14 protein-coding genes are annotated in these 13115 nt (G+C 56.4%); all 14 read right to left on the minus strand.

From position 1 onward, the window contains the following. Positions 1–198: 198 nt before the first annotated feature. The gene (gene flgL, locus FZE95_RS08225; protein ID WP_150300383.1) at positions 199–1473 is read right to left on the minus strand and encodes a flagellar hook-associated protein FlgL; all 1275 of its coding nucleotides are present in this window, start codon (positions 1471–1473) and stop codon (positions 199–201) included. Between the two features lie 13 nt (positions 1474–1486). Continuing rightward, positions 1487–3412: a flagellar hook-associated protein FlgK gene (gene flgK, locus FZE95_RS08230; protein WP_150300384.1), complete on the minus strand. Its 1926-nt coding sequence runs from the start codon at positions 3410–3412 to the stop codon at positions 1487–1489. A gap of 3 nt (positions 3413–3415) precedes the next feature. Continuing rightward, positions 3416–4507 (minus strand): flagellar assembly peptidoglycan hydrolase FlgJ, encoded by a 1092-nt coding sequence (flgJ, locus tag FZE95_RS08235; protein WP_150300385.1) that lies wholly within the window; start codon positions 4505–4507, stop codon positions 3416–3418. Between the two features lie 12 nt (positions 4508–4519). Then, complete coding sequence (locus FZE95_RS08240) at positions 4520–5620, minus strand: flagellar basal body P-ring protein FlgI (RefSeq protein WP_150300386.1); 1101 nt, start codon at positions 5618–5620, stop codon at positions 4520–4522. 10 nt (positions 5621–5630) lie between these two features. Then, positions 5631–6308: a flagellar basal body L-ring protein FlgH gene (flgH, locus tag FZE95_RS08245; protein WP_150300387.1), complete on the minus strand. Its 678-nt coding sequence runs from the start codon at positions 6306–6308 to the stop codon at positions 5631–5633. A 16-nt stretch (positions 6309–6324) separates the two neighbouring features. Beyond that, positions 6325–7110: a flagellar basal-body rod protein FlgG gene (gene flgG, locus FZE95_RS08250; protein WP_150300388.1), complete on the minus strand. Its 786-nt coding sequence runs from the start codon at positions 7108–7110 to the stop codon at positions 6325–6327. A gap of 53 nt (positions 7111–7163) precedes the next feature. Then, positions 7164–7904, minus strand: a complete 741-nt coding sequence (gene flgF, locus FZE95_RS08255; protein ID WP_150300389.1) for a flagellar basal-body rod protein FlgF — start codon at positions 7902–7904, stop codon at positions 7164–7166. A 219-nt stretch (positions 7905–8123) separates the two neighbouring features. Beyond that, complete coding sequence (flgE, locus tag FZE95_RS08260) at positions 8124–9335, minus strand: flagellar hook protein FlgE (protein WP_150300390.1); 1212 nt, start codon at positions 9333–9335, stop codon at positions 8124–8126. A 32-nt stretch (positions 9336–9367) separates the two neighbouring features. Next, entirely contained in the window at positions 9368–10054 is a 687-nt protein-coding gene (flgD, locus tag FZE95_RS08265; RefSeq protein ID WP_150300391.1) for a flagellar hook assembly protein FlgD, read from the minus strand. 13 nt (positions 10055–10067) lie between these two features. Next, the gene (flgC, locus tag FZE95_RS08270) at positions 10068–10508 is read right to left on the minus strand and encodes a flagellar basal body rod protein FlgC (protein ID WP_150300392.1); all 441 of its coding nucleotides are present in this window, start codon (positions 10506–10508) and stop codon (positions 10068–10070) included. Positions 10509–10510: 2 nt separating this feature from the next. Beyond that, positions 10511–10915, minus strand: coding sequence for a flagellar basal body rod protein FlgB (gene flgB, locus FZE95_RS08275; protein ID WP_150300393.1), 405 nt, complete (start codon positions 10913–10915; stop codon positions 10511–10513). A gap of 10 nt (positions 10916–10925) precedes the next feature. Continuing rightward, the gene (locus tag FZE95_RS08280) at positions 10926–11144 is read right to left on the minus strand and encodes a hypothetical protein (protein WP_150300394.1); all 219 of its coding nucleotides are present in this window, start codon (positions 11142–11144) and stop codon (positions 10926–10928) included. A 114-nt stretch (positions 11145–11258) separates the two neighbouring features. After that, positions 11259–12086: a CheR family methyltransferase gene (locus tag FZE95_RS08285; protein WP_150300395.1), complete on the minus strand. Its 828-nt coding sequence runs from the start codon at positions 12084–12086 to the stop codon at positions 11259–11261. A 33-nt stretch (positions 12087–12119) separates the two neighbouring features. Continuing rightward, on the minus strand, positions 12120–13058 hold the full coding sequence (locus FZE95_RS08290; protein ID WP_150300396.1) for a chemotaxis protein CheV: 939 nt from the start codon (positions 13056–13058) through the stop codon (positions 12120–12122). Positions 13059–13115: the final 57 nt, after the last annotated feature.

Below are 13115 nucleotides of genomic sequence, written 5' to 3' on the forward strand. Positions count from 1 at the left end.
CTACGCCAAGGCCTTGCCACACGCTCATGTTCAACACAGAGTCAATCGTTGTTCTGAACCCGTCGGCGCGCAGGCGCGCGCCAACCCCAGGAAAAACCAGCGCCGTCCTGGGGGTGTAGCGCGCCTGCGCTACGCCAAGGCCTTGCGCCACATCGACCCAGTCGTCGAGCAGGCGCTCGACAACCCCAGGGATGACTACTAGCGCAGCAGATTAAACAAACTCATCCCGCTAATCTTGACGAAACTCTGCTGCGCCGCCTGCAGCACGACCGACTCCAGACTCAGCCGACTGAGCGCTTCGGCATAGTCCAGATCCTCGATACCCGATTTGACCGTCGTATTGATCAACTCCACCTCGGCGTGTTCGTTCTGAGTGGACTCGATAACATTCATCCGCGCCCCGATTGAGGTTTGCACGCCGAGAACCTTGTTCATAGCATTGTCGATATTTTGCAGACTGAAAGAGAGCACATCGCGCCGCTGCAGTTTGTCCTCCGCTTTATCACCACCTGTTTCAAGCTCTTCACGTAACATTCGAACGCTTTCAAGAAGACTGCGCTTCTCTGTTTTTTCTGATTCCGGCTCGCTAGAAACATCGCCACGAGTGATTGTGAACTCATCACCGTCAGCCAGCTCTCCATCGAGATTGACGACCACCCCGGCAAAGCGGATCTGGTAGCTCTGCTCAGCATTTTCGTTGATGGTCCCTTTTTCTAACGGTTCGCCGTCAGCGGATACCGGGTCGTGACCGAATATTTCGTATTCCAGACTGCCGTCAGCTGCCTGACCTATTTCGATGCTGACGTTTTTATGCGGATAAAACTTTGTATCGTATGCGTTCTTATCCTCCACCGTCCCGATTGAGATGCGCGCCTCACCGGAGACTGTGTCCGTAACAACCTTATCCACATTCAGTACATCAACAAACAGATCCTTCCCGTTATCATTGATCGCAATGGACGTCGAGCCGGCAATATCAATGAAGCGCTGCCCTTCATCTCCCTCATACTTATAACTACCGTTAGCTTCCCTGACGAAAGGCTGATTTTCGCTCATATAGCCGCCAAACAGATATTCGCCACGGGCATTTTTCGAGTTCATCAGCCCAAATAGCTCTTCCTCGCGGCCCGCAAGTTCCTGGGCAAGCGCTTCGCGGCCGCCCTTATCCAAAGCACCGTTTCCAGCTTCCAGAGCAATTTCACGAATCCGCTGCAGAATATTATTTACTGAACCCAACGTCGCTTCTTCCAACATAAGGCTGTTATTGGCAGCGGTCAGGTTTCCCTTGTATTGCTCAAGCTTGCCGGCTTGCTGGTCCAACTGCAGCAGGCGCACACTCCCGACCGGATCGTCCGCAGGCGTCATGATGCGCTTGCCGGAGCTGATCTGCTCCTGGGTGCGCGTCACGTTGCTGTAGTTATTCTGCATTCCCTGCACGCCGTTATTGAATGCCTGTATTGTCGAAATACGCATGGCCGTTTCCCTGTCAGCGAATGCTGCTGATCAATGTATCGAATATTGAACGTGCGATCTGGATCACCTGAGCCGAGGCGTTGTAGTACTGCTCGAACTTCATCAGGTTGGCTGCTTCTTCGTCCAGGTTTACCGCTGAAACCGAGTCGCGATTATTGGTTGCCTGCTTGAGCACGGCACCGCTGGCTTCGCTCTCCGCTCGCGCCTGAGCGGTTTGGGTGCCAACGTGCTGAATCAGCGTTCCGTATGCATCAGCAAAGGAAGCACCCTTTTTATTCTCACCAGTTTGTCCCATCACGCGATCGCTCTGCAGCTTCGAAAGTTCCAAGGCGTTGCGGTTATCAGAGGTACCCGAGTTGAAAGCGAGTTCGAAACTATCTCCATTTAATGGCGTGCCCGTCATTTCAATTTCGAAGGAGTGACCATCAACCGTGAAATTTAACGTGGCTATGGAGCCAGGCTTGTAATCTTCGGGAACAGTAGTTACCACGTCTCCATCAAGTGTGAACTTGTCGCCGTCAAATAATATCTTTGCGTCCAGATCCTTCAACACATCCAGGCTCAATGGCTGGGGGGCAGTAATTACCGGCTGCGTTATAGCCGCCGTACCACGATTACCCGGACTCGTTTCGCCGGACACTGGCGCCGCAAAGGCCAGCTCCTGGGGATTTTTCATCTGAACGCCAATCGCGCCGGCGCCGGTGCGAGTCGGCATGATCAGAAACCGGTCACCATTGGCAGGAGTTTCCCCTCCTTCTAAATTTATCGAAAAACCTTCGGCAACTGCATCGACTATTTTTCCGTCGGATAAACGACGGAGGCTAAAATTGCCCTCTCCATCAGACGTCGCTTCGTAATCAGACGTCGTCAGCTTCGACGTGTCCTCTATCGTAATTGCCAAAGAGCCGGTAACGTTATCGCCAATCGGAACACTACGGCCTTTAATCAGTTGGTCGCTGTTGATGTCAGTGAACAACTCTCCACCGAGATTCCCGTTCAGATCCAGCCCCTGCGCCAGCTGCTGGTTGAATTCACTGGCCATCGACAGAGCCAGTCGACCTACCGAGTTCAAAGCGTTATCCAGTTCACCGCGATAACGCAGCAGTCCGCCGAGCTCGCCCCCGCTAACCAGGCCGGTGATATCCTGCTCAGAGTTACCACTCTTAAGTCGTATTTCTACGCGGTTCGGATCCGAACTACCAGGCTTAACGATCAGGCTGGAGGCATCATTACCCACCACCAACGGTTGGCCAGTTCCTACAAACAGGTTGACCGTATTGTTATCCTGCGCCACTACCGTTACACCAACGTATTCGCTCAACTGGCGGATTGCCTCGTCCCGTGCATCCAGCAGATCGTTAGGCTGTGCCCCCTGGGATGACGCTGTGGCAATAGAGTTGTTATAGGATGCGATATTGCTGGCCAGCCGGTTGACCTGTTCAGTGACAGTCCCCATCTGCTGTCCGATGAATTCGTTCTGAACAGTCAGTCGCTCCTCAACAGCATTGAACTTGCTGGCCATCCCTCCTGCTTCGGTCAAGAATAACTGCCGCGCCGGCAGGCTTCTCGGGTCCTCGATTGCCGTTTGCAATGCATCAAAGAAGCTCTGCATGGCCGGGTTGATCCCGGTCGCACTGCCCGCAAGCAGGCCGTTCAGTTCTTCAATCTGTGTCTGGAACGCAGTGATCTCAGCGTTCATGGAAGTGCTGGTGCGTACCTGATTGGTCAGAAACTGGTTATGAATGCGCTGCACATCAACAATGTTGGTGCCGTTGCCAATGTAACCCGCACCGGTAAAGCTCGGATCACGCGCGGCTTGCAGGGCGGTCTGCCGCGTATAGCCAGGGGTGTTGATGTTGCTGATGTTCTGGCCGGTGATCGACAGGTTGGTCTGCGAACTCTTGAGACCGCTGAGGCCGATATTGAACAGGTCTGCCATGACTTATGCCCTATCCTGATCGAGGACACCGGTGGCAGCGTTAGCTAGCCCGTCATCACTCAACAGTTTCTGTGCGATCTGAGATACCTTGCGCGCGTACTGCGGATCGGTGGCGTAGCCGGCACGTTGCAGTTCGCGGAAAAACTGATCCGGGTCAGCGGTGTTGCTCAGCGCTTCTCTGTAGCGTCCGTTACTTTCCAGAAAGCTGACGTAGTCTTCAAAGCTCTGCTCGTAGGAGTCGTAGCTCCTGAAGCTGGCGCGCTCCTGACCTTTCACACCCTCACGGTATTCCGAGGTCATCACGCTGGCGGAGTCACCCTGCCAGACGCCGTGGGTCTTGATGCCGAACAGGTTGTGACTGCTGCTGCCATCACCCTGCCGAATGACCGACTTGCCCCAGCCGGTTTCCAACGCTGCCTGGGCTACCAGATAATGCGGGTCGACACCCAGCCGCGCGGCCGCTTTTTCAGCCATGGGCAGCATTGCAGCGGTGAACTCGGCCGGGTTGTTGAAATGCGCGGGTGCGCGGCCAGCAGAAGCCTGCTGCGTCAATGCCTGCATGCTGCCGGGCCCTGTCTTCACCCCGCGCAGAGCACGCCTTGGCTGCCATTCATTTGACGGCTCGGTTTTAGGCGCGGCGTCGGGCTGGGCGGTTTCGGCAGCAACGGCGCGGTAGCTGGAAATCCCCAGGCGGCGACGCGCCAGCTGCACGGACTGATCTGCGGCCTGCACAGCCTCGCCCTCGGCCGATGCTCGCTGCGCCGAAGCCGAAGCCGAAGCCGGTGATTTGTTCGGCGACAATTGCCGCATCATCACATCCGCCAGGCCTACGCCCTGCTTATCAGACAAATGCATAGTCATCTGATTATCGTACATGCCCTGATAGAACTTGGTCTGCGGGGTGTTCAGCGGGTTGCCCTCGGCAAAGGCCGCGTTGGCATCGCGCATGCTCTTGACCATCATGTTCATGAACAGCGATTCGAACTGCTTTGCCACGCGCTGCAGGTTCTCCGGGCTGTTGGCCTTGCTGCCCGCCTTGAGCTGGCTCATGGCGTTCAGATCGGTATAGCTCATATTGCTGCTATTCATGTTCATGGGCGTGTCCCTTCAGATAACCACAAGGTCAGCGTTCAGCGCGCCGGCCTGTTTGAGCGCTTCGAGGATGGCCATCAGATCGCCCGGTGCGGCGCCCACCTGATTCACCGCCCGCACGATCTCATCCAGAGAAACTCCTGGATTGAATACGAACATGCGGCTGTCGCCCTCTTCGATATCGATCTGCGAGCTCGGCGTGATAACCGTCTGCCCGTCATTGAACGGCGCATTCGGCTGGCTCACCTGCGGGTTCTCGGAGATGGTCACCGTCAGGCCACCGTGGGTAACCGCAGCGGGCTGCACCCGTACATCCTGACCAATCACGATGGTGCCGGTACGCGAGTTGATAATGATCTTGGCGGTCGCATTGCCCTGCTCCACCTGCAGGTTCTCTACCATCGACAGGTAATCGACGCGCTGGTTGGGGTCCAGCGGTGCGCGCACCCGGATCGAACCGCCATTCAGCGCCTGCGCCACGCCCGGCCCGAAGGTCTCGTTGATGCGGTCAACCACGCGCTTGGCAGTGGTGAAATCCGGACGGTTCAGGTTGAAGGTCAGGTGATCGCCGGAGGCGAAAGGACTCGCGACCGCACGCTCGACTGTTGCTCCGCTAGGGATGCGTCCGACGCTGGGGACGTTCACGGTAATCCGCGAACCATCCCGGCCTTCGGCGCCAAAGCCGCCCACCACCAGATTGCCCTGGGCCACGGCGTAGACCTGACCGTCTGCGCCCTTGAGCGGCGTCATCAGCAGGCTGCCGCCGCGCAGGCTCTTCGAGTTACCAATCGACGAGACAGTGATATCGATGGTCTGGCCCGGCTGCGCAAAGGCCGGCAAATCGGCGTGAATTGCCACCGCGGCCACGTTCTTGGTCTGGATGCGTGTGCCCGGCGGAACCGTAATGCCGAACTCGGTCAGCATGTTGTTGAAGGTCTGCACGGTGAAAGGGGTCTGGCTGGTCTGGTCACCCGAACCGTCCAGACCCACCACCAGGCCATAGCCGATCAACTGGTTGCTACGCACGCCGGCAATGCTGGCGATATCCTTGAGCCGCTCGGCATGGGCGAGCGGGCTGAGCAGCAGAACGCACAGGCATACCATCAATGTACGCATCATCATGTTCCTAGAAAGGCCACAGCGGGCTGAGGAAGAACTGGCTCATCCAACCGGGCTGGCTGGCGTTGGCAAAGGCGCCGGTTCCGGAGTAGGTAATCCGTGCGTCGGCTACGCGAGTAGAGGGCACTGTGTTGTCTGGGCCGACATCATCACTGCGCACCAGACCGGAGATCCGGATCAGCTCGTCGCCGTTGTTCAGGGTGATCCACTTCTCGCCACGCACCTGCATCAGGCCGTTAGGCAGCACTTCGCTGATGGTGACGGTAATCGAACCGGTCAGGCTGTTGGACTGGTTGGCTTGTGCGTCGCCGTCATAGGAGCGGCTGCCGCCCATGCTGACGCCCAGATCCAGCCCCTTGGCCCCCACTACATTACCCAGCAGCGTCGGATTGAGAATCTCCGCCTCGCTGTTCTTGCTTATCTCGTTGTCCGCGCTTTTACGCGCTGCGGTACGTTCTTCCAGCGTAATAGTGATGATGTCCCCGACGCGATGTGCCTTGCGATCGCCATACAGGCTGACCTCGAATCCGGACTGGTAGATAGCGCCATTGTTCAACGCCTGCGGTATCGGCGTGCGCGGCATCACCGGCGCATAAGCCGGATCATTGGGCTTGGGCGGCACCTGAACGCAGGCAGCCAGACTCGACACAGTCGCTACCAGCAAAACGGAACGCAGAGCATTCATCAGTCGGTTACTCCTGTTACAGATTCTGGCTGACGTATTGCAGCATCTGGTCAGCAGTGGAGATCACCTTGGAATTCATCTCATAGGCACGCTGGGTGGTGATCATGTTGACCAGCTCCTCGACGACGCTGACGTTGGAATTTTCCAGGGTGTTCTGCAGCACAGTGCCCAGGCCGTTTTCACCAGGATTGCCGGCCAATGGCGCACCGCTGGCGGCGGTTTCCATATACAGGTTGCTGCCGATGGCCTGAAGTCCGGCGGGGTTGATGAAATCAGCCGTTTGCAGATTGCCGATTTCCTGCACGCCCGGATCGCCAAATACCGTAATACTGACCGTGCCATCTTCACCCACGGTGAATGACTGGACGTCTTCGGGCAACTGAATGCCCGGCTCGAGCGGGTAACCATTGGACGTCACCACCTGCCCTTCCGAGTCCAGATGGAAACTGCCGTCACGGGTATAACCCATATTGCCGTCCGGCATCAGGATCTGGAAAAAACCCTTGCCGTTGATGGCCAGGTCAAGCGGCTGCTCGGTAGTCTGTAGCGAGCCCTGGGTAAAGATTTTCTGGGTGCCGACAACCTTTACACCGGTACCGGTCTGCAGGCCTGAGGGCAGCTGGGTGTCCTGGGTGCTCTGCGCGCCAGGCTGACGCTTGACCTGATAAAGCAGGTCCTCGAACTCCGGGCGATCACGCTTGAAGCCGGTAGTGCCGACGTTGGCAAGGTTGTTGGAAATGGTGGTAAGCATGGTGTCCTGAGCCGCTAGCCCGGTCTTGCTTGCCCAAAGTGCTGAATGCATGGTGTTCTCCTTGCGTGCCGAAAAGCCGGCACAGCTTCATCGTCAAAAGAGCCTTAGCTGATTTGCAGAATCTTGTTGGTGGACTGTGCGTTCTCTTCGGTGGTGCGCATCATCTTGATGTGCAGCTCGAACTGCCGCGCCAGTGACAGCATGGAGGTCATCTCCTCCACCGCATTGACGTTGCTGCCCTCAAGAAAGCCTGTGGTGATCTTGATCGCGCCATCAGCTGGCTGCTCGAGCTGGCCCTCGAGGCGCATCAATCCGTCGTCACCCTTGCGCATCAGGTTGCCCGGCGGATTCACCAGCTTGATGCGGTCGATCTCGGCCAGCACATTGGGGGCTTCGCCCTGCGCACGTACGGTGATGGTGCCATCGGTACCGATCTCGACCTTGTCTGACGGCGGCAAGGCAATCGGACCACCATTGCCCAGTACCGGCATCCCACTAGACGTGCGCAAGATGCCGAAGGTGTCAATATTCAGGCTGCCGGCACGGGTATAAGCCTCTCCGCCGTCCGGTGCCTGGACTGCAATCCAGCCATCGCCTTCAATGGCGACGTCCAGCTCGCGGCCGGTTTCCATCAAGGGTCCGCCGGACATGTCGGTGCCGGCTCGTTCAGTCATGGCATAGACGCGGGTCGGGTGGGTTTCGCCGAACACCTGCATCGACCGGGCCTGCTCGAAATCCCGTTGAAAGCCGGGCGTGCTGACATTCGCGAGATTGTTGGCATGCGCACCCTGCGCCAGCATGTTCTGGCTGGCGCCGGTCATGGAGATGAATAAGGATTTGTCCATGCATAACTCCCGTTTCGACCACTGCGACAAGGAATTGCCGCTTTTAACGTCTCTAGGGAGTATCAAGCACAGTTCATGCCACATCCGACCTATACAGAATTAGACATAAAACCAATGAGTTATCGTTGGCGCGGACAGCAAAACGGCAATAGCTGGCAGGTGGATGCCAGCTATTGCCGCGGGGATCGCTGCGCCCGAGGGGCTTAGCGTCTATCAACTTTAGCGCAGATTGATGATCGTCTGAGTGACGGCATCTTCGGTCTGGATGGTTTTTGAGTTTGCCTGATAGTTACGCTGGGCAACGATCAGGTTGATCAACTGTTCTGAAAGATCGACGTTGGATTGTTCAAGCGCACCGGATTGCACTCGTCCAAGCGTACCCGAGCCAGCCTTGCCGATGACCGGTTCGCCGGATTCAGAAGATTGAGCCCAGCCAGTCTTGCCCACTGGCGTCAGCCCTTGCTGATTGGCAAAGGTGGCCAAGGCCAGCTGTCCTTGCACCTTGGTCTGGCCGTTGGTGTAGCGCGCTACCATCAGACCCTCGTCGTTGATCTCCAGCCCGGCGAGATCACCTGTGGTGTAGCCATCCTGAGCAACTGCAGTGACCGCGAAGCTGGCTGCGTATTGAGTGGAATTTTCAAGGTTGAGATCGAACTTGAGATCTTTGGCGCCTGTCGCCAAACCCTCGAGAGTAATTTCGGTTTTGGTGCCCGAAGTTAGCTTTCCGGTATCAGAGAATTCTAACTTCTCTGTCCCTATCATTTCTCCATCGATCTGTAGATGCATATCCCACTCCGCCCCACCGGTCTTGACGAAATATTTTGTCAGGACATGAGGGTTTCCTAAGCTGTCGAATACGTTAACGGATGTTGAACTGTTATAGGTTGACGAATCAGACGGCAGGAATTCCGGATTGCCGGCTGGAGGCAAGTCTTTCGAATTCAGGTTCAACGTCGAATTGACGACAGTCGTTGCATTGGGCTCCGCCGCACGGGTATTGATCTTGAGATCTTTCGGAACCCCACCCTGTATTTCTCCGGAGGCCTCATTCACCCCATAACCCTGCAATCGCTCACCAAAATTATTGACAATATTGCCTTGATTGTCAGTGCCAAAATAGCCAGCCCGGGTATAGCTCAGCGCGCCATTATTACTCGTGACAAAAAAACCGTTACCGTTGATCGCTAGATCGAGGCTGTTTTCCGTGTAGTTGATGCCACCCTGGTTGAACAGCTGCGCAACATCTCCCGTGATCACCCCGCTACCCATCGCATTACTGCCCGTGCCAAGCACCGAGGCGGCATACACATCGGCAAATTCCGCCCGCGAGCCCTTGAAGCCAACCGTGCCAGCGTTGGCGATGTTGTTGCCGGTGACATTCAGTTCAGATGCCGCCGCCCGGATACCACTCAAACCTGTGTTGAAAGACATGCTGTACTCCTTGTCCCGTGTTCGGACGACGTTTATTTGCTGATAGTCAGTACTTCAGAAAGCCCGATACTGCCGAGGCCGGCAAGGTTCAAAACCATTTCCCCGCCCTGCCCCATGCCAAGCGACACGCTGTCGACATTGGCCGGCAACAGCGTGGCGAGCTGTTTGTTTTCACCATTGATCGAGGCCTGCGCTTCAAACTTGTATTTGCCGGCCGGCAAGGTTTCGCCGCTGCCGTTCTTGCCATCCCACTTGAAATCCAGCATGCCGGCTTCCTTCGCGCCCATGTTCACGTTTGACACAAGGCTGCCCTTTTCGTCATAGACGTTGACCGAGACGTTGTCGCTGCGCTGGGTCAGCGCCAGCTGGCCCTCGATACCTTCCTGCGTATCGACCATGGCATTCATGGTCGGCACGATGACGCTGCGCCCGACCAGCGATGAAGCCTGCAAGGCCTGGGAGGACTGATAACCGCTGAGCAATGAATCCATGCTGGTGTTCATGTTTTCAATGCCTTCGACGGTACTGAACTGCGCCAGCTGAGCAATGAATTCGCCGTTGTCCTGGGGCGACAGCGGATCCTGGTTGTTCATCTGGGCGACCAGCAGGTTCATGAACTCGTTCTTGCCGAGCTCGTCGCCCTTGGCGAAACGCGACTGGTCTACCTTGTACTGATCCAGCAAGCTGTCGCCAACGGCGAGATTGTTACTGACGCTCATAGAGTAAAACTCCTTACTGGCCCAGCGTCAGCACGCGCTGCAGCATGGTCTTGGCGGTATTCATGATTTCGACGTTGGTCTGGTAGGAGCGGGAGGCAGACATCATGTTCGCCATTTCCTCGACCACATTTACGTTGGGGTAAAACACATAGCCCTGCTCATCAGCCATCGGATGATCAGGTTGATAGCGTGGCTGCAGCTCGGCATCGGATTCGACGACGCCACGCACTTCCACCCCGCTTCCCGCTTCGTGCTCGGGGGTAAACAGCGAGCCTCCGCCATTCTGCTGCTGACTGAATACCGTGGCGAATACCGGATTGCGCGCACGGTAGGTTTCGTCGACGCTGCTGGAAACCGTTTCGGCGTTGGCAATGTTGCTGGCGACAGTATTGAGCCGCAGTGACTGGGCACTCATGCCGGAACCGGCAATATTGAAGACCTGGCTAAGGGACATGATCAATCTCCGCGCAGGGCTGTCATCAACCCTTTGAATTTGCTGTTGAGGAAGGTAAAGCTGGCTTGGAACTCGATCGCATTTTCGGCGTACTTGGCCTGCTCGACCTGGGTGTCGACCGTGTTGCCATCAATGGACGGCTGCGCTGCGGTGCGGTACCGCAAACCGGCGGCCTGGTCGATAAAGCCATCCACTGCCATATGCTGAGAATGGGTCTGGCTTGCCTGAAAAGGTTTGCCTGCTCCGGTTTTTTCAGCTTCGAGGATGCTGCCAAAATCCAGATCCCGCGCCTGGTAACCGGGGGTATCGGCATTGGCAATGTTATTGGCAAGCACGGCGGCACGATCGGCTCTGAAAGCCAGCGCCTTTTCATGCAACCCAAGTGCTCGGTCGAAACTCAAGCTCATCCCAGCCTCCTCACTCTTTTTCTGAACTCTTTCTTTCTGAGTTCATTATTTCCCAACCCGGCAAATTGCCGCCGTTTTCGTAACTGAGAGTGACAAAGCAAATCGCATGCCATAATTGCAATGCATTAGCTTTCAAAGGGATAGGAAACTGATAGGCAGGAGGCGGCAACGGTTTACCGGCGCCACCACAAGCCAGGCGGCAAGTTTCTGCGCCAGTTAACCAGGACAACTTTGCTCGATTGACTGACGCCGCGAACCAGAGTTGGCTTGAAACACTGCCGGCTGGGACAGCAGAAGACGCACACAAGAACCAAGCGCGACGCTGCCAACGCCGCGATATCTGTTACCTGGTCTTGTACACGATCCCGGGATTGCACTGCACCATCTGGTACAGCTCGGGCAGGCCGTTCAACGCTTCGGAGGCTCCCAGCATCAGATAGCCGCCGGGCTTCAGGGTGGCGTGGATGCGCCTGAGGATGTCTTTTTTTCGCTCGGCAGAAAAGTAGATGAGTACGTTCCGGCAAAACACAATGTCGAACTTACCCAGGGCCGCATAGCTTTCGAGAAGATTGAGCGCGCGAAACTCGACGCGGCTGCGGATGGGAGCCTTGACCCTCCACCTGCCCGGCAAGGGATTATCGAAATACCGAACCAATCGATCCTGGGCCAGCCCTCTGCCAATTGACAGACTGTCATACTCGGCGCTTTTGGCTGCCGTCAAAATTCCGCCGGACAGATCAGTCGCGACGATGTTCGCACCTGAGCGCAGCTGACCCGGATTACTGCGCTCGAACTCGTCAATCGCCATGCTTAGCGAATAAGGCTCCTGCCCTGAAGAACAGGCAGCTGACCAGATACGCAAGCGCTGACCGGGATTGGACTTGATGAACTCAGGTATCAAACGATTCTTCAGCACTTCGAACGGATAGCTATCACGAAACCACAGGGTTTCGTTGGTCGTCATCGCATCGATGACCGATTCTTTCAGACCCCCGCGGGGCTGGCTCTGAATACGCTGAACCAGCTCCCCCAGATGCTTTATGCCTTGCTGCTCCATCAACCGATTGAGCCGGCTGGCCACCAGGTATTGTTTATTATCACCCAGAACGATGCCACAGGACTTCTCGAGGAAATCACGAAACTGATGGAAATACTGCTGTTCAGACGTCAAACGATCCGCCCCATCAAGTAATAAGGCGCCCTGTCAGCCAGGTCCGCCGCGCGGCGCGTGCAGCCTGTCGATAACCCGACGGGCAAGCTCGTCCGGTTTGAATTTCGCGAGAAAGTCATCCGCTCCTACCTTTTTTACCATTGCCTGGTTGAATACGCCGGACAAGGATGTGTGCAAAATTATGTGCAAACGTTTGAGACGTGGGTCGTTCCGCACTTCAGCGGTGAGGGTATACCCGTCCATCTCCGGCATTTCAATATCCGATATCATCATCAGCAAGCTCTGCGATACGTCTTCGCCGGAATCAGCTAACGCTTTCAACCAATCCAGCGCCTGACGCCCGTCATTCAGAGCAACGATTTCCACACCTACTTCTTGCAGACAACGGGACACCTGCTTTCGTGCCACTGAGGAGTCATCAACAATCAACACCCTGCGTGAAACTGCGGCAGCCTGAGCCTGCTCATCAATAACGCCAGCGCTGACATTCTCCTGCAAGGGCACCACTTCGGCCAGGATCCGCTCTACATCAATTATCTCGACCAGGCGATCCTCGACCCTGGTTACTGCGGTCAGATAATGGTCACGGCCACTGCCCCGGGGCGGTGGATGGATCTCCGACCAGTTCAGATTGACGATGCGTTCGACGCCGCTGACCAGAAAGCCCTGCACGCGGTAATTGTATTCGGTGATGATGACGAAGGTATTCGCCAGATCGGCCAGACCCGGTCCGCCGATCGCCTTGCGCAGATCAATGATCGGCAAGGTTCCGCCGCGAATATGTGCAACGCCGCGCACCACCGGGTTCAACCGTGGCAAGACGGTCAGCTTCGGGCACTGCAGTATTTCTTTGACCTTGAAAACGTTGATGCCGTAAAGCTGGTTGCCGGCCAGACGAAACAGCAGCAATTCAAGGCGATTCTCGCCAACCAGCTGGGTACGCTGGTTGACCGAGTCCATTACGCCAGCCATCGGTGACTCCTCACTTTATAGGGTACGGCTTGTATTGGGTGCAGCTTTGAAGCGCGG

Source organism: Pseudomonas profundi (genome assembly GCF_008638305.1).
Taxonomy (GTDB): domain Bacteria; phylum Pseudomonadota; class Gammaproteobacteria; order Pseudomonadales; family Pseudomonadaceae; genus Halopseudomonas; species Halopseudomonas profundi.